The following is a 24,826-nucleotide window of genomic DNA, read 5'->3' as shown; positions in this document are numbered from 1 at the left end:
CCCGTCCATGCGTTCGAACTTCAGCGAGTCGAGCGCGGGAGGTGGCTCCGGTCAGGCGTCCTCCCAGAGCACCTGGCGTGGGGAGCGGGGGAGGCGGACGGCGCCGCTGCGGTCGGCGAGGACGACGGCGTTCAGGAGCAGCGGATGCCCGTCCCCGAGCGCGGGGCGGCCGTGGCCGAGGGGCGTGCGGTCGAGCAGGGGCGCGAGCAGCTCCTCCAGCCCCTCGAAGCCGCCGGTCTCGAACCGGCGCGCGGCCTCGTCGTAGCGTCCCGCCAGGAGCAGGGGGTGGGCGGGGTCGAGCCCGGTGAGGCCGGCCAGCTCGGCACGGTGGCGCCGGGCCGCCGCCTCCCGGCCGAGGTCGTCCTCGCAGCGGGCGGCGAGCAGCATCGTGCGCGCCCGCCCGGGGGGATCGCCCGGTTCGGTCTCGGCGGCCCGGACCTCCTCCAGGGTCGCGGCGGCCGAGCGCGCGTCGCCGCACATCAACTGCACTTCTGCGAGGGCGCGCCGTACCGGGAGGAGCAGGCCCTCGGCCGGCGCGGCGCCGAGGAGGTCCGTCAGCTCGCCGAGGGCGCCGAGCGCCGTGCCCGCGTCGCCCACCAGGGCCGTGGCGAGGGCCCGCACCGTCCGGGCCTCCGCCCACAGCCCGAACGACACGTGCCGGGCGAACCACTCGTCCAGGACGGGGGAGACCTCCAGCAGCCGCAGGGCGGCGCCCGGCTCGTGCGAGACGAGCTCGACCTGCGCGAGCCGCACCGTGTCGTGGGCGGCCCAGTAGGCGATCGGGCGCAGCAGGTCGGCGCGGTGGCGCCGGGCCTCCTGGAGCACGTGGCGGGCCTCGATGGGCTGGCCGGCCTCCAGCAGCGTCTCGGCGAGGGACACCCGGGCGGCGACCACGTTGATGTCGCCGGGCTCGCCGAGGCGGGCCAGCCGGTCGGCGGCCACGGCCTCGGCCAGCCGCAGCCCCTCCACGACCCTGCCGGCGCGGGAGGCGGCACGCGCCGCCGCCTGGGCGGTCAGCGTGTGGCGCCGCCACGCCGGGGAGACGCCCGTGCCCGGGTCGCCGCCCTGGCCGGGCGCCGGACGGGCCTTGTCGATCAGCTCGGCCGCCTCGACCGGCCGGCCCGCCTCCATCATGACCTCGCCGAGATTGTGCCGCGCCCGTGCGGCGTACAGGGCGGCCTCCTCCGGGTCGCGCGCGCTCAGCTCCCGTTCGGCGATGTCCAGGCAGGACAGGAAGCTCGCGCGGGCGGACGCGAGGTCGCCGTATCTGAGCAGGGCGAGGCCGCGGCGGCCATGGGCGTCGCACAGGGCGAGCGGGTCGGCGTGCTCGCCGGTTCCGGCGGGCGACAGGAGCCGTGACAGCTCCGAGGCCTCGCGCGCGCCGCGTTCGAGCAGGATGCCGGTGTCGAGAAGGGAGCGCAGGACGCCGGCCTGGGCGTCGGCCTCGGCCCGCGTGCCGGGCGCGGACCGGCGCGTGAGGTCACGGACGCGTTCGGCCACGTCCAGGTCGTCGATCCACGAGCCCGCCAGCGGGACCAGGTGCCGCTCGTACCAGTGGGCGCTCAGCGCCGCGGCCTGCCGGTCGACCGGGCCGTCCAGGTCGTCGGTGAGCGCGTCGAAGGCGAGGTCGGAGAGCCTCTCGGCGCTGGAGCGCGCCCATCCCGGAGGCGGCAGGCACACCGCCTGCGCCGCGGCGGCGAGCACGGGGGTGAGGTGGCCGGCGTAGGCGAACACCCGCCCGGCCCAGCCGGCGGAGGCGGCCTGTCCGATCGCGGTGTCGGGCCAGCTCGGCGGCTCCTGGGGGGCCGACTGGCGCTTCTCGGAGGTGGCGATGTCGCCGATCCCGAGCTGGACCTGCTGGGTGAGGAAGAACTCGGCGCGGTGGAACCGGGCGACCAGGAGCAGCGCCCGGGTGACCAGGTCGCGCGCCTCGACCAGGCTCCCGGGGACCGGCGGCGGCTCGCGCGGGCCGTTGCGCTCGGCGAACTCCGCGAAGGCGTGGTGGATCGCGAGCGCCACCAGGACCCTGCGGCTCTTGACCTCGTTGTAGAGCCAGACCGCGCTGCGCCGCCCGCTCTGGCCCTCCCGGGAGAGCCGCACGGCCGCCGCGACGTCCTCGGCCCGGACGAGATGGTAATCGGTGTGGCGGAGAACACCGGCCGCGGCCTCCCCGATCGCCGAGAGCCGCCTTTCCTGCGCCGACACCCTGCGGACCTCCTCGGTCGATGCGGTGCTTCCCGCATCTAGGGATATCAACGGCAAAATGCCGGATTGGGTTCAAAGCATATATCTCGAACGGCGCCCCGGCCGTGCGGGGTGGCCCGCCGACCGCCCGTCTCACCAGGGGAAGAGTGGGACGGGATCCCTCTGTTTCCCCGGCGATGGAAAAACATCCACCCGATGCCGGGTAAACGGTGGAGTGAAAGTTTTTTGCCATTGATAGCCGCATATTTCCCTTTTCTTGCGTAAGGCTGTCGCGGATCAGCTGCGGCCGTTCCTGCGGTGCCCTCGCGGCGCCTGAACCTCCTCGGCGTGCCGCCCCTCCGGGACGAACGCCAGGACCACGGCGAAGTCCTGCGCCGGGTCGGTGTACCAGCGGCTCACCGCGAAGCCGCAGCGCAGCAGCTCGCGCTCCAGGCGGTAGCGGTAGAACTTGACGCTGATCTCGGTCCGCATCTCCTCGCCGGCCCTGAAGGCGACCGTCAGGCCGAGTTCGCGGAAGTTCACGCGCATGGGACGGGTGGCCCGCAGCCGCATCTCGATCCGGTGCCGCCGCGCATCGTAGAGGGCCACGTGCTCGAACGCCTGGGGGGTGAAGTCCGCGCCGAGCTCGCGGTTCATCACGGTGAGGACGTTGCGGTTGAACGCGGCCGTCACCCCGGCGTTGTCGTCGTAGGCCGCCACCAGCCGCCCGGTGTCCTTCACCAGGTCGGCCCCGAGCAGCAGGCCGTCGCCGGGGGAGAGCGTGTCGTGCAGCTCGGAGAGGAAGGACGCCCGCGCCTCGTCGTCGAGGTTGCCGATCGTCCCGCCGAGGAACGCGACCAGCCGCCTGCCCGTCCGCGGCAGCCGGGACAGGTGCCGCTCGAAGTCGGCGCAGACCGCCCAGACGGCCAGGCCGGGATGGGCGGCGGCGACCCGGCGGGCCGCGGCCTCCAGCGTGGCCGCGTCCACGTCGACCGGGGAGTAGGTCTTCAGCGTGCCGGCGCCGGCGAGCGCGTCCAGCAGCAGGACGGTCTTGTCGCTGGTGCCCGAGCCGAGCTCGACCAGCGTGTCGGCGCCGGACAGCGCGGCGATCTCGGCGGCGTTCTCGCGCAGGATGGCCAGCTCCCGCCGCGTGGGGTAGTACTCGGGCAGCGTGGTGATCCGGGAGAAGAGCTCGCTTCCGGTGGCGTCGTAGAACCACTTGGGCGGCAGCCATTTGGGCGTCGAGGTCAGCCCGGTGCGGACGTCCTCGGCGAGCGCCCTGCGGCGGTGGTCGGGGCCGAGGTGGTTGACCGTGTACAGGAACGGCAGCGGGATCTGGGTGACGGACACGCGGGCCTCCTGGTGTGACGGCGGAACTGGTCGCGCGGAGCGCTGGTCGTGGGCGGGAGGCAAGGCCGGGCGCGGGGGGAGCGGTGAACGCAGAGGCGGATGCGGGCGCTGTGACGGCGAGGCCGGACGAGTGGCGAGGCCGGACGGCGGCGAGGTCAGGCGGACGGGTGGCGAGATCGGACGGGTGCGGGCAGGCGTGCGGTCGGAAGGGCGGTCGGCGGGTCAGAGGGGCTGGACGCGGACACCGTCGGGAGTGGCGAGCACCAGGTGCCGGTCGGGCACGGGTTCCCAGCCGGGCCGGTCGTCCACCGGCTCGCTGGCCAGCAGCACCCCCTCGCCGAGGTGGACGAACAGGGTCTCGTGCCAGGCGGTCGCCACGACCGCGTCCCCGTCGGTGACCAGCAGGTTGAGCCGGGCTCCTGGATCGTCCAGGCCGGCGGGCACCACGACCGCGGCCACCGCGTCGCACAGCGGGCTTCCGGCGCCGAGCCGCGCGAACACCGCCGCCGCGAGCCAGGCCGAGTCGCAGGCGCTCTCCGGCTCGCGGTCGCCGGCGAGCGGCCTGACCGCATCCCGCGACACCCGCCCGTTGTGGCTGAGCAGCCATCGTCCCTCGGTGAACGGCGCGGTGGCGGACTCCTCCAGGGGCATGCCGGGGGTCGCCGAGCGCACGGCCGCGATCAGGCAGCCCGACCGGGCGGCGCCGGCGAGCGCCGGCAGGTTGGCGTCGGTCCAGATCGGGACCGAACGCCGGTAGCGCACCGGTTCCCGGTGGTGCGGGTCGTACCAGCCGATGCCGAACCCGTCGGCGTTGACCGCGCCGCACCGCTGGTGGCGCGGCGCGTACGACTGGCGCAGCAGGCCGTGCCCGGGGTCGTCGAGCAGCGACGTGAGCGGGCGGGGGGCGCCCAGCCACGCCGCGTGGCGGCACATCTAGGCCTCCTCCGGCGTCGCCGCGCGGGCGCACCGGAACCCGGCGAAGATCTGCCGGCGGTGTGGATGGTCCCAGTTCCGGAACGTCGTGCGGACCGCCAGCGGGTGCGTGGCCCACGAGCCGCCGCGCAGCACCCGGTAGGTGGCGCCGAAGAAGACCTCGCTGTACTCGGAGTAGGGGAAGGAGCGGAAGCCGGGGTAGGGCAGGAACCACGATCCCGTCCACTCCCACACGTCCCCGATCATCTGTTCGGCGCCGCAGGGGCTCGCCCCCGCGGGGAAGGCGCCCACCGGCGCGGGCCGCGAGGCGCGGTGGCCGAGGTTGGCGTGCTCGGGCCCGGGCTCGGCGTCCCCCCACGGGTAGGCGCCCGCCCGTCCGGCGTGCGGGTTCCACCCGCAGGCCTTCTCCCACTCGGCCTCGGTGGGCAGCCGGCGGCCGGTCCATCGCGCGTAGGCGTCGGCCTCATACCAGCTCACGTGCTGCACGGGCTCGTCGGGGGGCACCGGCTCGGTCCGCCCGAAGCGGGTGCGCCACCATGTGCCGGCGTCGCGGGTCCAGAACAGCGGCGCGAGGATCCCCCGCTGGTCCCGCCAGCTCCAGCCGCGCGGGCTCCACCAGCGCGGGTCGGTGTACCCGCCGTCCTCGATGAACTCGGCGTAGGCGCCGTTGGTGACGGGGTACCGGTCGATCCAGTACGCGGGCAGGTCGACCCGGTGCTCGGGCCGCTCGTTGTCGTAGGCCCAGGGCAGCGTGCCGGCCCCGGCGGTGAACGGCCCGGCGGGCACGAGCACCTCGGCCGGGAAGGCGTTCCGCCCGGGGGGCAGCGGGCCGTCGCCGACCAGGCCCGGTTCGCCGGACAGCTGCAGGGTGGCGAGCATCGTTTCGTCGTGCTGGTGCTCGTGCTGCAGGACGAGCCCGAACACGAAGCCGCCGGAGCGGAGCGGGTCGGGGTCGCCGAGGTCGGCCGCGTCCAGCACGTCCAGCACCCGGCCGCGCACCCCGGAGATGTAGCGGCGGGCTTCGGCGGGCCGGAGCAGCGGCAGCGCGTGGCGCTCGCGGCGGGAGTGGGTGAACGCGTCGTACATCGCGTCGATCTCCGGCCGCAGCGGGGTGAGCCCGCCGACCTCCCGCAGCACCCACAGCTCCTCATAGTTGCCGACGTGGGCGAGGTCCCACACCAGGGGCGACATGAACTGGGAGTGCCTGCGCACCAGCACCTCGTCGTCCACGTCGGTGTAGGCCAGCGAGCGGGCGCGTCCCGCTTCCAGTTCGGCGGCGATGCGCTCCTTCAGGCCGGTCATGCGGCGACCTCCTCGCCGAGCCACGCGGACGGCTCGGACCCGGCGTCGTGGGCGCGCAGCACGTCCAGGGCGGGGGAGCGGCCGGGGGTGACGTGGCGGTCGGTGTAGGCCTCCACGTCCGCGACCAGGCCGGCGCCGGCGCCGAGCCGGGGGAGCGCCTCGATGGCGGCGCGGAAGCAGCCTTCGGCGGCCAGGCGCAGCCGAGGGTCCCCGAGGCCCACGTGCGCGGCCTGCCACCAGCGGTCGGCGAACGGTTCGGCCCAGGCCAGCGCGGTGTCGGCGGCGCGGTCGTCGAGCAGGAGCGCCGAGGTCACCGCCGCGCAGGCGGGCCACCACCTCGGGTGCAGGGCGTCCAGGTAGCGGATCTCCAGCCATCCGCGGGGACGGACCGGAGGGAACACCGTCGTCGCGTGGTAGGCGAGGTCGCCCGCCGTGGGCCGGTGCCCGCCGAGGCCCGGGGCCTTCAGCCATCCGCCGAACGTGGCCCGGCTCGGCGGGGTGTGGCGGCGCGGGCGCTTCTCGGGGACGAGCATGAGCCGGGCGTCCATCAGGTACCTGGCCCAGGCCTCGGCGGGGTCGCCGTCGGCCACGACGGGGCGCGTCCGGGTGGGGTCCAGGTGCAGCCACACGGCCTGGCGGCCCGACATCCAGCCGCACGGGCGGGAGCCGAGGACGGCGGAGTTGGCGAAGGCGGCGCTGAGGACGGGCCCGAGACGGTTCGCGCGCTCCCACCGGGCGGCCGGCCGCGTGCCGAAGTCCACGTTGACCTGGATGGACGCCGTCAGGCACATCATGATCGGCCCGTACGGCACGCCGAGCAGCTCCGCCATCGCCTCATAGCGGGGTTGCCGGAGCTGGCGCAGGGGCGGCCGCAGCGGATCGAGCCCCATGCCCACCAGAGCGAGCCCGTGGTCGTGCAGGGCCGCGCGCACGGTCGCGAGGTCGGTGGCCAGGCCGGAGAGGGCTCCCCGCAGGTCGCCGGGAGGGCCGGAGAGCTCCAGCTGGCCTCCGGGCTCGAAGCTCGCCGCGCTGCCGCGGGGCAGGGCGGGGAGGGCTTCGGCGACCCGCTCGACGAGGACGTGCCGGGCGGGCTCGTCGCGGTCGAAGACGAGGAACTCGAGCTCGATGCCGATCCTGTCGCCGGGGGTGCCTTGGAAGCACCGTCGTGCGAACTCCTCCACGTCCGCCTGGCCGCGGACTCGCTCGTCGCTGTTCTCCGTACCGATCATGGACCCTCCTACGCTGAGGTGTTTACGGTCGGCAGAGTTCCGGGAGCCTCCTGATCGGGACGGGCGTGCGGGAGAGGCGAGAGTGCGTGGGGAGCCTGCGGGACGTGGGCGTTTCCATCCCGGCGCCCGGAGGCGGGCGCCTCCGTGGTGCCGATCTTCGCGGCATTTGGCTAAGCATCTCGTACCCGGCATCACGCTCGATAAAGCACAAAGCGGACGATCGACTCAAAGGACATGATCTAGGGACATGTCGCGACATGGTGTTGGCAGCACGAGGCCCCGGCGGTGGCCGGCCCCAGAGGGGCGGGCGCGCCGGGGCCTTCGGCGGTGGTCAGTCCTGCGTCAGCAGGCGGTCGCGGGTGGCGCGGGCGATGCCGGGGTCGTCGGAGAAGACGCCGTCGACGCCGAGCGAGAACAGCCGCTCCAGCCAGCCCATCACGTCCCCGGTGGCGCGCGGGTAGGCGGGACTCGCGGGGTTGCCGAGGCGGTAGTCGGCCGGGAGCTGGGAGTTCTCCGGGCGGACGGTCCAGGTGTGGACGGCGAGGCCCCTGCGGTGGGCGTCCCTGATCAGGGTCGTCGGCTGCTGCAGCCGCCCGTCCGGCCCGGCCGGCACGATGCGCGTCGTCGCCACGCCGAGGCCGTCGGCGTACCGGGAGATCTCCCGCAGGCCCTCGGGGGTGACCAGGTCGGTGTAGGTGCGCGGGTCGCCTGCCGCCACCAGGTCGTACGGGGCGCCGGTGGCGTTGATGAGCTGGATCAGCCGCACGCGCGTGGCCGAGCGCAGTTCCTTGAGGTTGCCGGTCTCGAAGGACTGGATGAAGACCGGCGACCGCGAGCCGTCCCAGCCGTACTTCTTCAAGGTGGCGAGCAGCGGCTCCTCCAGCGACAGGCCGATCGAGTCGAAGTAGGTCGGGTGCTTGGTCTCGGGGTACACCCCGACGCCGTACTTCTGGGCGAGCTGGACGACCTCCTCGAACGTCGGGATCTGCGCCAGGCCGTCGAACGCCGTGTTGTCGGGCCGCAGGTCGGGGACGCGCTCCTTCGCCCGCAGCGTGCGCAGCTCATCCAGCGTGAAGTCCTCGGTGAACCAGCCGGTCACCTGCACCCCGTCGATGGTCTTGGTCGTCCTGCGGCCGGCGAACTCGGGGTGGCCGGCCACATCGGTGGTGCCGGAGATCTCGTTCTCGTGCCTGACACATACACTAGGCGGACGAACCGGACGCAAGGAACAAAGGTTGCGTCCAAGGAGCAATGTGACAGACAGGATCATCCGGGGACTTGCGGGTCTCCCCGTTCGCTCCCCTGCCGGATGACGAGTGGGAGGACATTGACACGGTCGAGGATTCCAAGGTCGCTCCTGAACCGGTTGCCCCGGCTGTCGTCCCGGTCCTGTCCGAAGAGGAGTGGGAGGAGATCGACGCGGCCCGTGAGGCTGAGGCCCGCCCGGTCGAGGTGGTCGAGGCTGAGGCTCCTCAGGCCTTGACGACCGCCGAGGTCGTCAAGGCGGTTCTGACTGACCCGGAGGCCCTGGCCATGCTGCGGGCCGCCCTTCTGGAGGCCGACACCACCAAGGTTGGTAGGGCTACCAAGGTTGTCCCTGCCCAGGCTGCCCCGGTGCCCCTGGCCCTCTTCCAGGCCCCTGAGCTTGCCGCCTAGCACAGCCCTATAAGGCCCCGGCCAGTAAGCCGGGGCCTTTTCGGGTGCGTCATAATCCACATACCCCGCAGCACGGGCCGAAGGCTAGGCCACTGCTGTCATATCGCCGGCGAAAGAGAAATGTGACAACCGATGAGAGAGCCAAGAGGCAGTTCAGGAAAGTCGCGAGAATACTGGCGAAAGTTGGACCGAGCTATGGGAGGAGACGACCCGCCAACTAAGTCGCAACGCTGGGCAGCCCGCCATCCGGTTATGTGGGGCCTTGGCTGCGGAGCTCTAGCAGTGCTACTTCGTGGTATCACAACGAACGATCCATGCCGTGGCTGCTTACAGCGTCGCTCGGCGTGGGATCAGGGGTGGCGATCGGAGTCACTCTGACAATCTTCTCGCTATGGGAGCGGCGTCGTCAGTGCCGCGTGAAGAGAGATGGCGGCATTAGGCGAGAGCGCTAAACGTAGGACTGGCAACAGAGGAAGCCCCCGGCTACGGTCGGGGGCCTGAATGCTCTCCCTTTGTCTGCATGAACCCCGGGCTCGGTCAGACAGTCGGCGTCGATCGCCAGGACACGGCGCAGCTCGTCCAACAGCGTCCGCAGTAGTTCCTTGCACAACTCCGGCCGGTCGTCGCACAGCGCGTAGTGTCTACAAGCTGGCAGTCCGCGGACGAAAGATCAAGCTATGACCTACATCGACGACGTCCTCAACGGACGCGCACAGGTCGAGGACCTCGATGACTACATCGGAGTATGGCACACCTCGCCTGTGGAACAGCCACCCCTCCATGCCACGCTCGGACTTTTGTGGCCCGAGTATGCAATGTGGGTCAACGACCCGGATGCTATTTCCTACGTCATTGACGCACGCAGAGCCAGGAAGAACCTTTTTGATCACCTGCGCGAGAAGAAGGGAACCGACCCTCGGGCAATGGAGCTATGGAATATTGCCCATCGCCTCTATGCCCAAGAGTGGCGTAATCCGGAATGGTCGCCTGATCCGAAATAGGTGATCATTGACCCTATGGTCTCGTGCTTGCCCGCTTGAGCGAGCGGCGACTGGGCGGATCACTGAAAGCCCTAACTATTGGCGCTGATCTAGCGCCAGCTATATGGAGATCGACTATGGGTGTGTACATACTTTGGCATGTGCATCACGTTGCGCAAGACGTGGAAGGAAATGTCATTCATTTCGATGGCGAAGAGTGTTCGGCCAACGAGGAGGAGGGGGATGATGTTAAACTGCTGGGAGTCTACTCCGCACTTGAACGCGTCGAGCAGCGAATTCTCACGGCGAAAGAGCTTCCTGGATTCCGCGACGAGCCTGAATGTTTCTGGTATGCCGAATTTGAACTAGATGAGGATATGTGGACAGAGGGATTCGGGCCGATATGAGGGGTCTACGAATTTTTTGTCGCTAGAAGAGCGCGCTTTGGTCAACGTCGCTACCGTCGTAACGTCTCGGGGCCTGGAAGTCTTCCTTTCCATAGTGTCGCGTGGTTGTCAACACCAAAACTGGGAGGCGAATTTCTGTTGGATGGAACTGAAAACGCAACCGATCGGCGGGAAGAATTCGGAGCGCCTATCTGATGAGATTGAGTATGATCACGAAGTAGATGCCGCGTATAGCTACATCGTCGATGCCATAGCGGATGGAGAAGCGGTGGAGCAGGTTGTAGTCGAGCGTCCAGGATCTGGGGATATCGTTCTCGATTTCGACCGTGATGGTCATTTGTTGGGCGTCGAAATCATCGGCGCAAATAGGCTCCTGAGATAGACTTGCAACCCCTACCTCATCCGAGGGGACCAGATTGAAATGCGGGCTGTCTGCGAGATCGCTCAGGGAATCCGGGTCCCGCGTTCGCATGGTCAGGCCGTGCGTCGCACGACAATCACTTCGATCGGCGTCGACCGAGGCGTCGCAGCAGGAGCCAGACAAGCATGGCTTGGACGAGCCCGGCCAATGCATCCATCACGAGGAAGAAGTGAGCATCCGCTGGTAGCAGGGGCCGCAGGCCCCACAGGATCGCGGCGAAGACGAAGCTGAGAGGCGCAGCCGCGAAGAGGTTGAGCATGAACTCCAGTCCTCCTCCCATGCCAGCCTTCGGCCAAGTGTCGACAGCGAGCTTGATGATGAGCAAGGCGTAGAGGATGACGGCGAGGTGCGGGAGCGCACGTCGCAGTTTCTGCGCGTGAGGTGACATCTCTCCTGGCTCCTTGTTCTTCATCGAGCGCACAGCCCCCCGACTATAGCCGGGGGGCTCCTTTTTCGTTCAGGAGGGTGCTCGCGTGCTCCCGACGAGGGAGCGGGCGTAGGTGAACGCCTCAAGGAATCTTGCTCGCTCCACTGGTGAGGCGTCCCCCCATACTGGAGTGTCGAGGGGGTTGTCCTCTCCCACTTTCACCACACAGCGTGCTATCGCTTCCCAAGCGAATGGTCCGACTTCATTGCGGGCCTCGGCAATGTCGGCGATGCCCTCCACGGGGAGGTCACCGAGGTATTCGAGGATCTTCAGTCCTTGCAAAAGGGTGGCGGCATTTATGCCGTGTGTCATGGCGCGGATGACGTCTACGTGCCCGTCGAGGGCGTCGAGCTGGTCGTCGGTGGCGGGGCCGACCAGTGATGCCAGCTCCTGCTCCATGTTCATGATCGTTAGCCTCAGACCGGCCTGTGCGTGGGCCAGGAGGATCACTTGCTCAGTGTGGGATAGCTCGTCCAACCTCGGTGTTTGCATGATCGGAGCATGCCCGTTACCTTGCTAGTGATTCAATCCGGTACTCGTTCTCGTGCCGGGCGACGAGCATGTGGTCCTTGGTCGACACCAGGTCGGGCTCGATGTAGTCGGCCCCCAGCTTGGCCGCCGCCTCGTACGACAGCAGCGTGTGCTCGGGCCGGATGGCGCTCGCACCGCGGTGTCCGATGACGATCGCCCCGCGGTCGTCGTGTGCTGCCTTACCGGCCGTCGCGCCGGCGGGCCGTAAACCGACGAGCGTCACACCGCCCGCGAGGACGGCCACCGCGCAGGCCAGGCTCTTCTTCAACATCCGGGCACACCCCACTCTCTGGTCTCGCGGGGCACGCTAGTGCCATGAGCTGTACCAGGGGTGGCGAAGCGGTTAACGGCGCGACGATCAGCGAGACGGTTGCCGGCGGCGCTCCGTACTGCTCCTCGATCGTCGGCTATGGCGAGGGCCGGCACGCGCCCGGCGCGAAGGAGGGGCACGGCACGCTGGCCGCCGCCCACCACCTGCTGCTCGCGCACGGCCTGGCGGTCCCGCGGCCCCAAGGCGAGCTACCACTGGCTGCGCGACTTCCTCAAGCCCGGGGGCGGCTGAGCCCGGCGCCGGGAGTGCTCCGGCCGGCCAGCCAGTCGCGCGCCCGCGCGAGATGCCCTTCGGTGAGACCGGTGCGGGGGTCCACGTCCACCAGCAGGAACTCGTCGACCCCCGGATGGTCCTTCAGGTAGTGCCAGTCGGCGGCGCCGAGGCTGTCGTCGAACCAGACGAACGGGCGGCCGGCGACGTACTCGGCGACGTGGCGGGTCTTGAAGTGCTCGCCGGCCCGTGTCCCAGGATCGCTGTTGACCTTGATGACCGGAAGGGCGGGCAGGCCGATGCGCGGAGCGATCTGCTCGTTGGCGTGATGCTCCCACGTGGTGGCCCAGGCCAGCTCAGCCCCGGTGTCCCGGGCCAGCTCCGACAGCTTGGCCCCGTGCCGCGCGTTCAGCAGGATCCTGTACGCCTGGCCGTCGAGGACGCACTCGTAGCGCCGGAGCCGCAGCGTATGCCGCCGGGCGGGGTTGAGCACCCCGTCCACGTCCAGCAGTACAAGGGGACGGTTGGTCACGTGCCGCTCCTCGGTCGTCGGTGCTCGAAGCCATGATGCCGCCATGACGGCCACGTCTTCCAACTCGGGCACTTCACGGGGAAGTTCCGCCTTCGCGCAATCCACGGGACCTCCAGCGCCGAAGTAGTGATGTCCGCGTCCACGCCGACGGTTGGAGAGAAGGCATGAGGCCGAGACGGGCCCTGCCCCTGGACGGCGGCCGGCACGACCGGCCCGGTCTGGAGGAACTGCTACGGCAGGTCGCGCGCGGCGACCGCGCCGCGTTCGAGCAGGTCTACGATATGGTCGCCGCCGCCGTCTACGGCGTGGCCCTGAGGGTGCTGCGCGACCCGGCCCAGGCCGAGGAGATCGCCCAGGAGGTGCTGATCGAGGTATGGCGTGGCGCGGCCCGCTTCGAGGCCTCGCGGGGGTCGGGCATGTCGTGGGTGATGACCATCGCCCACCACCGCGCCGTCGACCGGGTGCGCTCCGCGCAGGCGTCGATCGACCGCGAGGACCGCGTGGCGCGGCTGGAGGCCCGCCGGCCTTACGACGACGTCGCCGAGTCGGTGGAGACGACCCTGGAACAGGAACGGCTCCGCCGCTGCCTCAACGGGCTGACCGAGCTGCAGCGCGAATCGGTCACCTACGCCTACTACGGCGGCTACACCTACCGTGAGGTCGCCGAGCTGCTGAAAGTGCCGCTGGCGACGGTGAAGACCCGGATGCGCGACGGCCTGATCCGCATGCGCGACTGCCTGGGGGTGGAGCGATGAGCAGCGACCCGCACACGCTGGCAGGCGCGTACGCGATGTACGCCGTCGAGGACGCCGATGAGAGGCGCGCCTTCGAGGAGCATCTGAGCCGGTGCCCCGAGTGCGAGGAGGAGGCACGGGGGCTGCGCGAGACGGCCGCCCGCCTCGGCGTCGCCGTGGCGCAGGAGCCCCCGCCGGGCCTCCGCGACCGCGTCATGGCCGAGATCGGACTGGTCCGCCAGCTGCCTCCGATCCTCGACCCGGCCTCCGCGCCGGGGCGGCGGGCGGCGGCCCGGCGCGCCTGGTGGCCGCGCGCGGCGACCGGGCTGGCCGCCGCCTGCCTGGCCGTCGCCGTCGGGCTGGGGGTCGTGGCCGTCCGCGCGAACGACGCGCTCCAGCAGGAACGGCTGGGCGGCCAGCGGATCGCCGCCGTCCTGGCCGCGCCGGACGCGAAGACCGTCACCCGTACGGCCGGGCAGGGCGCCAAGGGCACGCTCGTGGTGTCGCGCTCGCAGGGCCAGGTGGTGTTCTTCTCCAGCGGGCTGGCCGCCCTGCCCGAGAGCCGGACCTACCAGCTGTGGCGCATCGGGCCGGGCGGCGCCGTCCCCGACCGGCTGACCCGGCCCGACACCGAGGGACGCACGCCTCCGGTGGTCATCGGGGAGCTGGGCGACGCCACCAAGATCGGTGTCACGGTCGAGCCGGCCGGAGGGTCGCGGCAGCCGTCCGCCCCTCCGCTGATGGTGGTGCCGCTGCCCTCGGCCTGACACTTCCTCGGCCGTGACCCGCGGGAGCGGCTCGGGGGCGGCCCGCGCGGGCCAGGAGGGGTGTCCGCGCGGGCCCGATGGACGTGGTCCGCGCGAGCCAGGAGGGCGCCCGCGCGGGGCCGGTGGAGGTGGTCTGCGCGGGCCGAGGGGGCCGGTCCGCGCGGGGCCGCTCTACCCGTATGGGGGATGTGGCCCTCCGGAGGCCGGGTCATGGTCGAACGGAGACGCATTCCAGGAGGGCAGCCATGAAGGCACTCGTTTATCACGGACCCCGCGACGTCAGCGTCGACGACATGCCGGATCCGAGGATCGAGACACCGCGCGACGCCATCGTCAAGATCATCGCCACCAACATCTGCGGGTCGGACCTCCACATGTACGAGGGCCGCACGGACATGGAGCCGGGCAGGATCCTCGGCCACGAGAACTTCGGCGAGGTCGTCGAGATCGGCGACGCCGTCGAGCGCATCAGCGTCGGAGACATCGTCTGCCTGCCGTTCAACGTCGCCTGCGGCTCCTGCAAGAACTGCAACGCCGGTCTCACCAACTACTGCATCAGGGCCAACCCCGACTATCCCCGGCTCTGCGGCGGGGCCTACGGCTTCGCCGACATGGGTCCCTGGGCGGGCGGGCAGGCGGAGTTCCTCCGGGTGCCCTGGGCCGACTTCAACTGCTGCAAGATGCCCGAGGACGCCCTGCAGAAGCAGAACGACTACGTCATGTGCTCCGACATCTTCCCCACCGGGTACCACGCCACCGAGATGGCCGGCCTGCGTCCCGGCGAGTCCGTCGTCATCATGGGCGCCGGCCCCGTCGGGCTGATGGCCGCCCTGTCCGCGGTGGTGAAGAACGCCAGCAAGATCATGGTGGTCGACCGCCATCCCGACCGGCTCGCACTCGCGGAGAAGATCGGCGCCATCCCGATCAACGACTCCAAGGACTCGCCGGTGGACCAGGTGCTGGAGCTCACCGGCGGAGAGGGGGCCGACCGGGGCTGCGAATGCGTCGGATACCAGGCCCACGACCCGCAGGGGCACGAGCACCCCGACGACACCCTCAACAAGCTGGTGGAGTCGGTGCGCTTCACCGGCGGCATCGGCGTCGTCGGCGTCTTCATCCCGGAGGACCCGGGCGCCTCCGACGACCTCGCCAGGCATGGGCGGGTGCCGCTGGAGTACGGGCTCCACTGGCTCAAGGGCCAGACCATCGGCAGCGGCCAGTGCCCGGTCAAGCGCTATGACCGGCACCTGCGCAACCTCATCCACACCGGCAAGGCGCAGCCGTCGTTCATCCTCTCGCACGAGTTGCCGCTCCGGGACGCCCCGGACGCCTACGCCCACTTCGACAAGCGCGAGCCCGGCTGGACCAAGGTCACCCTCAAGCCCGGCATGGGCTGATCCCCCGGGCTTCGCGGCCGCCCGCACCTGGCGTCCTGCCGTCCATCCCCGGCGTCACGGCCGGGGATGGACGGCCGCGGCGCAGGCCGGAGGGCTCCAGCTCACCCATCCGGAATGGGACGCCGGACGCCACCCCGCCGGATGCCCGGGCCAGGACGCCTCGGGCGGGCCGCCGGCGGCCGGGGACACGATGACGGCGCAGACGCCCGGCGGCACCGGCTCGCGGGCCGGGTCGAACAGCCGCGGTTCCGTCCACCAGATCCGGTACATCAGCGGCAGCCGCACCGGCCAGGGAAGGCCGCGGTCGACGGCCACGTCCCCGGCGGCGAGTAGGTGGTCGGGCGCGGCGGGACTAGCCGGCCCATCGAAGGTCCCGCCCACGATGAACAGCGCGTTCACGGCTGCGAGCGCCCCGGCGGCGAGCGGCAGTCGCGTCCTGGGCAGCGAAACGGCCAGCAGGCAGGCCAGCAGCCCGAGCGCGGAGATGGTCGCCGCGGTCATGTCCAGCGCCGTCCGAGATCCCGTCAGGAAGGAGATCTCGGGGAAGTCGAAGGCGATGAAGGCGTACCGCCGGAGCCGGTCGCCCGCGTACAGGGCCGCGACGCCGCCCGTGACCGTCATGAGCACGGCGGAGGCCAGGGCGTACCGTACGGCGGCCCGCCGGGAGGCGCGGGTCAGCGCCGCCAGACCCAGAAGGGCCAGCACCACCGCCACGCACGTCAGATACCGCCCGTAGGCGTAGTTGCCGACCCGGTGCTCGTCGGGCAGCGCGGCCGAGGAGGCGTAGGCGATGCCCGCCGTGACCAGCAGCAGGGCCAGCGCCGCGACCCTGGCCGGGACGGGCGTCGCGCGACGGGCCACGGTGACCGCGGCCGCCGCGAGGCCGGCCCCGGCGAGGCCCCACGTGCCCACCACGAGGTACCACACCTGGCCGGCCGCTCCGGAAAGCGCCCAGGCCTGGCCATCGGCGCTGGTCAGCCGCTCCCACAGCAGGGCCGACAGGTCGCGCGGGCCGGCCGGGTAGATCGCCGCCCGCACCGCGGCGTTGAGCGCGTAGCCGCCCGCCGCCGTGACCAGGGCCGCGGCCACGGCCACCAGCCCGGCCCGGCGGGGGACCAGTCCGCGCGGCAGCAGGACGGCGAGGATCACCACGTGGACGAGCAGGACCACCGTCCCGCGCAGGTGGACGGCGAAGCCGTACCCGGCGAGGGCGCTCGCGAGCAGGCCGGCCGGCAGGCGGCCGGACCCCGCGAACGCGTGCAGGGCCAGCAGCCAGCCGAGGAGCAGCGTGGGCAGGATCGCGTCCGTGAGCGCCATCTGCCCGAACACCAGCGTCGCGGGCAGCAACGTGGCGGCGAACGCCAGGGCGCAGGCCGCGGCGGGAGCGACCGGGGCCAGGCGGCGCAGCGCCGCGTAGCCGAGCGGGAACAGCGCCGCCCCGACGGCCGCGCCGATGCCGACGGCCATGCGGTAGGCGACCTCCGGATCCTTGACCAGCCAGAAGACCGGCGCCAGCAGGAGGGGGTATCCGCCCTGGTAGAAGGTGCTGCCCGACATGTCCATGCCGGGCCCGCCGGCCAGCCACCGGGCGACCACGAGATAGGTGGACTCGTCGGGGTTGGCCACCGGGCCGGTACGCCATCGGGCCAGCCACAGCCGCAGCAGCAGATGCGCCAGCCAGCCGGCCACCAGGATCCACCGGACGCGGACCGCGCGGCGCTCCGGCGTGCTCGCCGGAGGCGTCGAGAGCAGGGGTGAGGTGGTGAGCGTCATGTGGGAGACACTCGGGCGGGGTTTCGACCGAACCTTCTGTGAAATGTCTAGGAATCATCACATTGACCCGGCCGGGCGCGGTTGATCGAAATACTTCCTCGGTGGCAAGCATCGTTTTCGTGGAGGACGACCCCCTCATCCGGGCGTCGGTGGAGTTCGCCCTGTCCCGGCAGGGGCACAGCGTGACGGCCAGGACGAGCGGCGAGGAGGGGCTCGAGTGCATCCGGGCCCGCCGTCCGGAGATCGCCCTCCTCGACGTCATGCTGCCGGGCATCGACGGCATCGAGGTCTGCCGCAAGATCCGCCGCATGGACACCCTGCCGGTCATCCTGCTGACCGCGCGGGGCGACGACCTCGACGTCGTGCTCGGCCTGGAGGCGGGGGCGGACGACTACGTCGTCAAGCCGATCGAGCCGCGCGTCCTGGATGCCCGCATCCGCGCCGTGCTGCGGCGGGTGGAGACCACGCACGGCGACGTCTCGACCTACGGAGACCTGGTCGTCGACCGGGGGGCGCTCAAGGTGACCCGGCGCGGCAAGGACGTCCGGCTCACCCCGACCGAGCTGCGCCTGCTGCTCGCCCTCACCCGGCGTCCCGGCCTGGCGCTGACCCGCCAGCAGCTCCTCGCCGACGTGTGGGAGCACACCTACCCGGGGGACTCGCGCATCGTCGACGCCTGCGTGCAGCGCATCCGGGCCAAGATCGACGACGAGCCGTCCCGGCCGGGGTACATCGAGACCGTGCGCGGCTTCGGCTACCGCTTCGTAACACCGTGATCCGGCTGCCGCAGACCCTGGCGAGCCCTGTACGCAAGGCCGTGACCAGCGTGCGCGCGTACGCTCCGGCCCTGGCCGCGGTGCCGGCGACCCTGCGCGCCCGCTTGAGGCGCGGCACGGGCGCGCCCCGTGGGCACGACTCGCCGCACGGGCAGGACTCGCCGCACGGGCAGGACTCGCCGCACGGGCAGGACTCCCCGCAGGACCCGCCGGTCCGCCTGCCGAGGCTCTCCCCGCGTCGGGTCGGCCTGCGCCTGCGGCTCATCACCGGCTTCGTCGTGGTGGCCGTGCTGTCGTCGCTGGCGGCGTCCGTCGTCGCCTACTACCTGGTCCAGCGGTCCATGCTGGACAGGACCCAGTCGAACGTGATCGGGGAGTTCAAGAACACCATCGGCAGGACGGTGTCCGCCGACATGCCCAAGTTCGCCAACTACAGCAACCTCAGCGTCGAGTATCTGCAGCAATTGAAGTCCGCGCTCAGCGTCCAGGGCCGCTACGACGTCAAGCTCGCCCAGGTGCAGGAGGACGGCATCTACTTCTTCCCCGACTTCGACCCACGGTACGGGGTGGACATCCCGCCCGACTTCGCGCAGATGGCCAGGAGCAACACCGTCCAGCGCCGGGTGGAGCACCGGGGCGCGCCCTTCCTGCTCGTCGGGGCCCAGGTGTACGCCGAGGTGCCCGAGCGGCAGACCGGGCGGCCGACGCCGATCATGGGCTTTGTCATCGTCAGCCTGGCCCGCGAGGCCGAGGACCTGCGCACCCTCACCCAGGTCCTGCTGATCGCCAACGGAGTGACCCTCGCCGTCGCGATCGTCTTCGCGCTCGTGGCCGCCCGCGGCGTCCTGCTGCCGGTACGCAGGCTGGGACGGGCCGCCTACGCGCTCGGCGACGGGAGACTCGACACCCGCGTCGAGGTGATCGGCCACGACGAGCTCGCCGACCTCGCGCGGACGTTCAACCGGACGGCCGGGGCACTGGAGGGCGGCATCGCCGAGCTGCGGGCACTGGAGGCGTCCTCGCGCAGGTTCGTGGCCGACGTCTCCCACGAGCTGCGCACCCCGCTCACCGCGATCACCGCGCTCGCCGACACCCTCGCCGATCCCGGCGTCTCGGCCGCCGACCGCGAGACCGCCGGGCCGCTGGTCACCGAGGGTGTCCGGCGGCTGCGGATCCTCGTCGAGCATCTGATCGAGATCAGCCGGCTGGACTCCGGCACCGCCGCGCTCGTGCTGGAGGACCTCGAGGTGGCCGGGGCGGTGGCGGCGTGCCTGGCCCCGCGCGGCTGGACCGGCCGGGTGGAGGTCGAAGGGCCGGACGGCCTGATGGCCCGCCTCGACCCCCGGAGGTTCGACGTGATCCTGGCGAACCTGGTGGGCAACGCGCTCAAGCACGGCGCGCCGCCCGTGGTGGTGCGCTTCGCCGAACAGGAGAGGCAGGGCGTGGCCGGACTGACGCTCACCGTGACCGACCATGGGCCCGGCATACCGAGGTGGCTGCTGCCCTTGGTGTTCGACCGGTTCGTCAAGCTGGACCGGGCCCGCACCAGCAGCGAGGGTAGCGGCCTCGGGCTGGCGATCGCCCGCGCCAACGTCGAGCTGCACGGAGGCGAGGTCGCGGTGCTGAACGACCCGGCCGAAGGCGCCGTGTTCACGGTCTGGCTCCCGCTCGGAGAGAGCGCATGAGGCGCCCCGCACGGCGCCGGAAGGGCTGCCTGGTCGCACTGCTGCTGCTGGCCGTGGGCTGCGGCATCCAGCCCACGGCGGCCACCGTGGCCGGGGACCCGCCCATCGCGCGCGCAAAGTCACAGACCAACGTCGTCTACTTCCTCAAGGGCGGCGAACTGGTCCAGGCCACCCGGCCGGGGCTGCCCAACGTGCCGGAGTACTCGATGCAGCAGCTGCTGGACGGGCCGACCGAGGTCGAGCGGGCGCGCGGCCTCAGCACCCAGGTGGAACCGAACGAGGTGGTGATCAGCCGGGAGGGCGACGTCTTGTCCCTTTGGGGGAAGCCGGACACGCGAGGGCTCGCGCTCGCCCAGCTGGTCTGCACCGGCACCGCCGTCCCCGGGATCCGCAGCGTCAAGCTGTCCTGGGACACGCGCCGGCACACCTGCGCGGAATTCGCGAGCGCCATGGGCAAGTAGCACGGAGGCCGATCGTCTGGCCCCGCACGCCCGCCGGGCGGGCTCCTCCTCCGCCAGGGCTCTTCTGCGCGCAGTGAAACCCCTCAGGCGCAGGGGTTGCTGACGATCGCGCAACTTTCCTGGGAGCACGACGCCGCGGAGCCGGCAAGTGTGCGACATTCTCTCCACGGTGCAGCACTGTGAGAGCAGGGAGAAGCATGCTGTCTTGGTCCGTCGCGATGGGATACGGAGCCATCGGCGGATTGATCGTGGAAGCCGTCGCATTGTGGAACCACCTGAGCGCCTGGCGGGACGCGCGCCACACGGCAGGGACAAAGAGGAAACGCCGGCCCCGCATCGGCGAATTCATCGACCCCGCGGCCGATACGGCGGTCGCCCTCACCCGCGCGGCGCTGGGATGCGCGGCGGGCGCCCTGCTGCACAGCCAGATCACCGGCTCCTACGCGGCCGTCGCGGTGGGCGCCGCGGCGCCGGCCCTGCTCACGACCTTCGGCAAGGCGGCGGCACAACGCTCCGGCAAGGACGGTGGCCCGCAGAACGTCGAGGGGCCCGAATGAGCGCCTCCTTCCTCCGCCGCTACTGGAGTTCGCTGACGGACTCCGGCCCGCCCCGCGACGCGTCGCCCGCAGGCCGCGGGCGGCACGGGTACACCTTCGGGCAGCGCTACTGGGCCTCCCTCATCGGGGTCGACCTGCCGATACGACCGGAGGGGGCCACCGCCCGGGACGTTCGCGCCGTTGCCGCGCCACGGTCACCGCGCCCGGCCCGTACCGAGCCCGCCACCGGCCACCCGGCCGCCCGGTGGTTCTCGCTTCCGGCGCTCACGGAACCGGCCGGGCTGCTCGCCGCGGACGACGAGTCCGTCGCCGCCGAGGCGGCGTCACCGGACGGCCGGACCGAGTTCTTCCTCCGCCGCCGTGACGCGGCCGGGGCGGACCATACGCTGGAGGTGGTGCTGCGGGACTTCGACGAGCTGCCCGCCGTGATCTCCGTGCGCTACCGCCAGGCCGGCGGCGAGCGAGAGCTGCTGGTCCCGATGGCGAGGCAGGACATAGGCCCTGCCACGGCGCAGATCGCGCTTCCCGGATTCGACGGCGGCACCGGCTGGGAGGCCTCGGTTCCCATGGTCGTGGACGGCACGGCGGCGTGGGAGCCGGCCACGGTGGCCACGTCCGCCGGCGCCGCCCTCAACGAGGCCACTCGCGATGCCTGGCGCCAGGTGCGCGACCTCGTCTCGGACGACCTGAGGCGAGCGATCGACGGCGCCCTGCGGTGACCGTCCCCGGCGGCGATGGCGGTCCCCGCACGCCAGGCAGAGGGCCCGAGCCCGGGCGGAGGCGGCTTTCGCACAGAACCGCGCTGGAAGAACGGTTCGGCGACCTGGCGACCCGGCGCGGAGCAAGCGGCGGGGCCCTCCTCGACCGGTTGATCGGCCGGGAACAGCTCTGGTGGAAGTGCTGCCAGGAGGCCGTACGCGAGGATCCCGGCTGGCTCTTCCAGAGCCAGGCCGAGCGCTGGCGGAGCTGGATCAACAAGAACGCCCCCGACGACGGCCCGGCCGGGCGCAATCCAGCCGACCCCGCATACCTGGTGGCCAGAGCTCTCGGCTGCCCTTTCAGCCCATGCCGGGAACACCTGGAAGCCCTGAGGCCGGCGGCCGAGGCGTGGGACGAGAGCAGGCTGCTGCCTTCCGGTCCGCCGCTCGGCGATTTCGCGTTGCCGGGCAGAGCGGTGCCCGGCGCCCCGGAACGGGTCGCGCTCCGGCTCGGCTCCCTGCTCGACACGGCGAGCGGTCCGGCACAGGTCATGGTCGGCCTCACCGCGCTGCTGCTGGCGGGCGCGGAGCGGCGCAAGCGGCCCGTCGTCCGGGTGTCCGTCGTCTTCGACCGGGCCGATCACGGCGACACCGGCCAGGAAGACGGCACCGCGGGCGTGCTGGAGCTCCGGGAGTTCCCGGCGGGGCCGGTGGGCCTGTTCCCGGACCCACAGGCGATGGCCGGGGCGTCCAGCGGCGGACATTCCTTCGCGGCGTCGCTCTCCCATGCCTGGCAGGCCTCCCCTTGGGTGGACAAGGGCAGATGTGTGCTCTGGCGGATCGTGCTGTCCGACCGCCCCTCACCCGCCCTGCGGATCAGCGGCGGCTCGCTCGGCGCGGCCTTCGCCCTGGGTCTGCGCGAGTTGTTCCGCCATCCCGTCTCGCGCCGCCCCAGCGTGGCCGGGCTGCGCGGAGTCGTGTACGGCCTGCGGCCCACGACCGCCGTGACCGGTCGCCTCGACGAAGGCGCGCGTCTACGGCACGTCAGCGGGCTCGGCGCCAAGCTGCAGGTGGCACGCAGGAAGCGCTGGCGGCTCATCGCCCCTGAGGAGAACCGGGCGGACATCTCCCATCCGCCCGCCACGGTCAAGTTCGCCACGACCCTGCGGCAGGCCGACCGGTACGCCCGGCAGTGGCGTACCGGTCGTCTGGTCACCGCCGCCGCGGTGCTCGCCGTCGCCACGACCACCGGCATGGTCGTCTCGAAGGTCCAGGCCGACGCCACCGCCCGGAGGCACACGGCGGCCAAGCTCGCGGATGTCGCCACCACCTTGTTGAACAGCGACGCCGGCCTGGCACAGCTGTTCGCGGCCCAGGCGTACCACCATGACCCGACGCCGCAGACCCGGGCCGCCCTGTTCCAGGCGGTGTCGGCCAGCCCTCACCTGGTGCGGAGCCTCCAGGCGGGGGGCGCGATCTCGGCGACCGCGGCCTCCGGTGACGGGCAGACCGTCGCAGCGGGGACCAAAGACGGAAATGTCGTGATGTGGAGGCTTTCCAGCGACCTGAAGAAGGCCGAGAAGAAGCGGACGGTCAAGCTCCACGGCGCCGTGCGGATGATCGCGACCGACACGGACGGCGGAACCGGGGCGGCCATCGACGACAGGACCGTGCTGATCTGGTCCGCCACACGGCCTGTCGCCTCACTCGGCCTCCCGGCCGGACATCCGCCCACGGCCGTGGCCGTCTCTCCGTCCGGACGGTTCGTCGCCGTGTCCACCGAGGACGAGGAGAACCTGACATCCGGACTCTCGCTCCTGGACCTGACCAGCGGCCGTACCCGGCATGTCCCCTTGAAGGACATGGGCAGCACTCCCGAGCGCGTCTCATTCGCCGACGACGGGCACATCGTGCTGCTCGACGGGGCTTACGGCACCTGGGTGCGCCTGTCCACACCGGAGCTGAAGCGCATCGCAGGCAGCACGATCGGGTTCGGGATCCACAACTGGGCCTCGGCACTCTCGGCGGACGGCCGATACGTCACCTACACCAACGCCGACACCTGGTTGCCGCTGTGGCGCACCAGCGGCTCGCCCGACCTCGACGCGTTCGGCCTCGTCGCCGAAACCCGGGGCGCGAATCCGGTGGCGCTGGCGCTCAGCGCCGACGGCTCACGTGCGGCACAGGCCGCCAACACCATGATCTACGTCTCCAGGAGCACCCCGCCGAAAGAGAAGCGGGAGGCACCCACCGTGCTCACCGGGGCGGGGCCGGTCACCGCCGGCAGCGTCGCCTTTCTGGGCACGGACGGCGACCGGCTGGTCTCGGCGTCCGGCGGCATGCTGACCCTCTGGGATCTCGGCCAGATCTCCCGCATCGGCACCGCCTCGGACGCGTTGATCCCCGATTCCTGCAACGCCTGTCCGGGGCCCCGGATCGGACTCCAGCCCGGCGGGCGCCACGTCGTCCTCGTGGACGGCGACGGCCTCACCCTGGACGTGCAGGAACTCGGCTCGGGGATCACCAACCGCCAGACGGAGCGGGCGTCGCCGATCCTTCAGGACGTCTACAGCCCCCCGCTGTGGACGGCCGACGGCACGAAGATCATCCTGGTCGGCACTCAGGATGGGAGCGCCCGGATCCGCGCCCTCGCGCCCGGGCTCCCCACGGTCGGCTCGTGGCCCGCACCGGTCGATCCGCCGCACCTGAACGACCCGCCGACGCTGCTGCGGCTGACCCCCGACGGCCGGCGGGTCGTGGCGGTGGCCGGTTCCGGCACCGTGACCATCAGGGACCCGACGACGGGGAAGATCCTGCGGAGAGTGCCAGGCCCCGCGGACATGGCCCCGGTCTCGGGCGGGACGTCGTCACTGCCACAGGGCTACGCGGCCGTGGACGCCGGAACGGCGCACGCCGCCGTCATCGACCCCGATGGCGGCAAGGTCAGCGTCATCGACATCACCACCGGGCACATCAGGGCGATCGGAGGTGACGAGGCGACCGGTGTCGCCTTCGTCGAGGACAGGCTGCTGATCCAGCGGCGCGACGGCACGCTGGAGGTCTGGAACTCTCCTGGCAGCACGCGCGTCGGCACCCTGCGCGGGCTGAGCGACAGCGTCACCGGTCCCGTCGTCAACGGCGCCGGCACGTTCGCCGAAACGGACTCCGAGGGCACCGCCAAGCTCTTCGACTACCCCTCTGGATATCAGCTCGGCACGCTTCCTGTGCCCAAGGGCCTCAAACCCAACTCCATCGGCCTGGAGTTCTCGGCCGACGGCAAGAAACTGGTCACCGCCACCGAGGCGGCCGGGCTCGCCGGCGTGGGCGTGGTGGCCGAGTGGCAGATCGACCACGACGCCTGGCTGCGTACCGCGTGCGATTCCGCCGGGCGTGACATCACCGCCGCCCAGTGGCGGCAGTACATGAGCACCTCGGCCCCATCGGATCTGCGCTGCCCGCGCTGAAGTCCGCCCTTGACGGCCGTC

General features: G+C 71.5%; 24 protein-coding genes. 13 read left to right on the top strand and 11 right to left on the bottom strand.

Going from position 1 to position 24,826, the window contains the following annotated elements:
- Nucleotides 1-51: 51 nt before the first annotated feature.
- From MYF83_RS03350 to MYF83_RS03325, 6 genes are all read right to left on the bottom strand, one after another.
- Nucleotides 52-2,205: a hypothetical protein gene (locus MYF83_RS03350; RefSeq protein ID WP_248958645.1), complete on the bottom strand. Its 2,154-nt coding sequence runs from the start codon at nt 2,203-2,205 to the stop codon at nt 52-54.
- Between the two features lie 276 nt (nt 2,206-2,481).
- On the bottom strand, nt 2,482-3,534 hold the full coding sequence (gene egtD, locus MYF83_RS03345; protein ID WP_372500081.1) for an L-histidine N(alpha)-methyltransferase: 1,053 nt from the start codon (nt 3,532-3,534) through the stop codon (nt 2,482-2,484).
- A 222-nt stretch (nt 3,535-3,756) separates the two neighbouring features.
- The gene (gene egtC / locus MYF83_RS03340) at nt 3,757-4,467 is read right to left on the bottom strand and encodes an ergothioneine biosynthesis protein EgtC (protein WP_248958644.1); all 711 of its coding nucleotides are present in this window, start codon (nt 4,465-4,467) and stop codon (nt 3,757-3,759) included.
- Nucleotides 4,468-5,769: an ergothioneine biosynthesis protein EgtB gene (gene egtB / locus MYF83_RS03335; RefSeq protein WP_248958643.1), complete on the bottom strand. Its 1,302-nt coding sequence runs from the start codon at nt 5,767-5,769 to the stop codon at nt 4,468-4,470. It abuts the gene before it with no gap.
- Entirely contained in the window at nt 5,766-6,998 is a 1,233-nt protein-coding gene (locus MYF83_RS03330; RefSeq protein ID WP_248958642.1) for a glutamate-cysteine ligase family protein, read from the bottom strand. The genes egtB and MYF83_RS03330 overlap by 4 nt, the downstream gene beginning before the upstream one ends.
- Nucleotides 6,999-7,329: 331 nt before the next feature.
- On the bottom strand, nt 7,330-8,268 hold the full coding sequence (locus MYF83_RS03325) for a glycerophosphodiester phosphodiesterase family protein (RefSeq protein WP_279338995.1): 939 nt from the start codon (nt 8,266-8,268) through the stop codon (nt 7,330-7,332).
- 8 nt (nt 8,269-8,276) lie between these two features.
- Between MYF83_RS03325 and MYF83_RS03320 the strand changes: the two genes are divergently transcribed.
- The 4 genes from MYF83_RS03320 (at nt 8,277) to MYF83_RS03305 (ending at nt 10,423) form a co-directional block, all read left to right on the top strand.
- Nucleotides 8,277-8,654 (top strand): hypothetical protein, encoded by a 378-nt coding sequence (locus MYF83_RS03320; protein WP_248958640.1) that lies wholly within the window; start codon nt 8,277-8,279, stop codon nt 8,652-8,654.
- Nucleotides 8,655-9,331: 677 nt separating this feature from the next.
- Nucleotides 9,332-9,655 (top strand): hypothetical protein, encoded by a 324-nt coding sequence (locus MYF83_RS03315; protein ID WP_248958639.1) that lies wholly within the window; start codon nt 9,332-9,334, stop codon nt 9,653-9,655.
- 116 nt (nt 9,656-9,771) lie between these two features.
- Nucleotides 9,772-10,041, top strand: coding sequence for a DUF7336 domain-containing protein (locus MYF83_RS03310; RefSeq protein WP_248958638.1), 270 nt, complete (start codon nt 9,772-9,774; stop codon nt 10,039-10,041).
- Nucleotides 10,042-10,183: 142 nt separating this feature from the next.
- The gene (locus MYF83_RS03305) at nt 10,184-10,423 is read left to right on the top strand and encodes a DUF2283 domain-containing protein (protein ID WP_248958637.1); all 240 of its coding nucleotides are present in this window, start codon (nt 10,184-10,186) and stop codon (nt 10,421-10,423) included.
- 115 nt (nt 10,424-10,538) lie between these two features.
- Here MYF83_RS03305 and MYF83_RS03300 read toward each other — a convergent pair whose 3' ends face one another.
- The 4 genes from MYF83_RS03300 to MYF83_RS03280 all read right to left on the bottom strand — a co-directional run bounded on the left by MYF83_RS03300 (nt 10,539) and on the right by MYF83_RS03280 (nt 12,493).
- Entirely contained in the window at nt 10,539-10,874 is a 336-nt protein-coding gene (locus MYF83_RS03300) for an SCO4225 family membrane protein (protein ID WP_248958636.1), read from the bottom strand.
- Nucleotides 10,875-10,919: 45 nt separating this feature from the next.
- Nucleotides 10,920-11,288: a hypothetical protein gene (locus MYF83_RS03295; RefSeq protein WP_248958635.1), complete on the bottom strand. Its 369-nt coding sequence runs from the start codon at nt 11,286-11,288 to the stop codon at nt 10,920-10,922.
- 109 nt (nt 11,289-11,397) lie between these two features.
- A complete protein-coding gene (locus MYF83_RS03290; RefSeq protein ID WP_372500080.1) occupies nt 11,398-11,691 on the bottom strand; it encodes a glycerophosphodiester phosphodiesterase family protein in 294 nt (97 codons plus the stop codon).
- A 271-nt stretch (nt 11,692-11,962) separates the two neighbouring features.
- Nucleotides 11,963-12,493 (bottom strand): HAD domain-containing protein, encoded by a 531-nt coding sequence (locus tag MYF83_RS03280; RefSeq protein ID WP_248958634.1) that lies wholly within the window; start codon nt 12,491-12,493, stop codon nt 11,963-11,965.
- Nucleotides 12,494-12,657: 164 nt separating this feature from the next.
- On the opposite strand from MYF83_RS03280, the gene sigK reads away from it, so the two are divergent.
- From sigK to MYF83_RS03265, 3 genes are all read left to right on the top strand, one after another.
- Nucleotides 12,658-13,248, top strand: a complete 591-nt coding sequence (gene sigK, locus MYF83_RS03275) for an ECF RNA polymerase sigma factor SigK (RefSeq protein WP_248958633.1) — start codon at nt 12,658-12,660, stop codon at nt 13,246-13,248.
- A complete protein-coding gene (locus tag MYF83_RS03270) occupies nt 13,245-13,994 on the top strand; it encodes an anti-sigma factor (RefSeq protein WP_248958632.1) in 750 nt (249 codons plus the stop codon). The genes sigK and MYF83_RS03270 overlap by 4 nt, the downstream gene beginning before the upstream one ends.
- 245 nt (nt 13,995-14,239) lie before the next feature.
- Complete coding sequence (locus MYF83_RS03265; RefSeq protein ID WP_248958631.1) at nt 14,240-15,391, top strand: glutathione-independent formaldehyde dehydrogenase; 1,152 nt, start codon at nt 14,240-14,242, stop codon at nt 15,389-15,391.
- Nucleotides 15,392-15,445: 54 nt separating this feature from the next.
- On the opposite strand, the gene MYF83_RS03260 is transcribed toward MYF83_RS03265, so the two are convergent.
- Nucleotides 15,446-17,164 (bottom strand): hypothetical protein, encoded by a 1,719-nt coding sequence (locus MYF83_RS03260; protein WP_248958630.1) that lies wholly within the window; start codon nt 17,162-17,164, stop codon nt 15,446-15,448.
- A gap of 101 nt (nt 17,165-17,265) precedes the next feature.
- Between MYF83_RS03260 and MYF83_RS03255 the strand changes: the two genes are divergently transcribed.
- The 6 genes from MYF83_RS03255 (at nt 17,266) to MYF83_RS03230 (ending at nt 24,805) form a co-directional block, all read left to right on the top strand.
- A complete protein-coding gene (locus tag MYF83_RS03255) occupies nt 17,266-17,940 on the top strand; it encodes a response regulator (protein WP_248958629.1) in 675 nt (224 codons plus the stop codon).
- Complete coding sequence (locus tag MYF83_RS03250) at nt 17,937-19,625, top strand: ATP-binding protein (RefSeq protein ID WP_248958628.1); 1,689 nt, start codon at nt 17,937-17,939, stop codon at nt 19,623-19,625. The genes MYF83_RS03255 and MYF83_RS03250 overlap by 4 nt, the downstream gene beginning before the upstream one ends.
- Entirely contained in the window at nt 19,622-20,086 is a 465-nt protein-coding gene (locus tag MYF83_RS03245) for a GerMN domain-containing protein (protein WP_248958627.1), read from the top strand. Before MYF83_RS03250 ends, MYF83_RS03245 begins: the two co-directional genes overlap by 4 nt.
- Nucleotides 20,087-20,283: 197 nt before the next feature.
- Complete coding sequence (locus tag MYF83_RS03240; protein WP_248958626.1) at nt 20,284-20,643, top strand: hypothetical protein; 360 nt, start codon at nt 20,284-20,286, stop codon at nt 20,641-20,643.
- Complete coding sequence (locus MYF83_RS03235) at nt 20,640-21,362, top strand: hypothetical protein (protein WP_248958625.1); 723 nt, start codon at nt 20,640-20,642, stop codon at nt 21,360-21,362. Before MYF83_RS03240 ends, MYF83_RS03235 begins: the two co-directional genes overlap by 4 nt.
- Entirely contained in the window at nt 21,359-24,805 is a 3,447-nt protein-coding gene (locus tag MYF83_RS03230) for a WD40 repeat domain-containing protein (protein ID WP_248958624.1), read from the top strand. Before MYF83_RS03235 ends, MYF83_RS03230 begins: the two co-directional genes overlap by 4 nt.
- The last annotated feature ends 21 nt before the right edge of the window (nt 24,806-24,826 follow it).

Source organism: Sphaerisporangium perillae (assembly GCF_023276435.1).
GTDB classification, from domain to species: domain Bacteria; phylum Actinomycetota; class Actinomycetes; order Streptosporangiales; family Streptosporangiaceae; genus Sphaerisporangium; species Sphaerisporangium perillae.
This window is presented reverse-complemented; position numbering and strand designations above follow the sequence as displayed.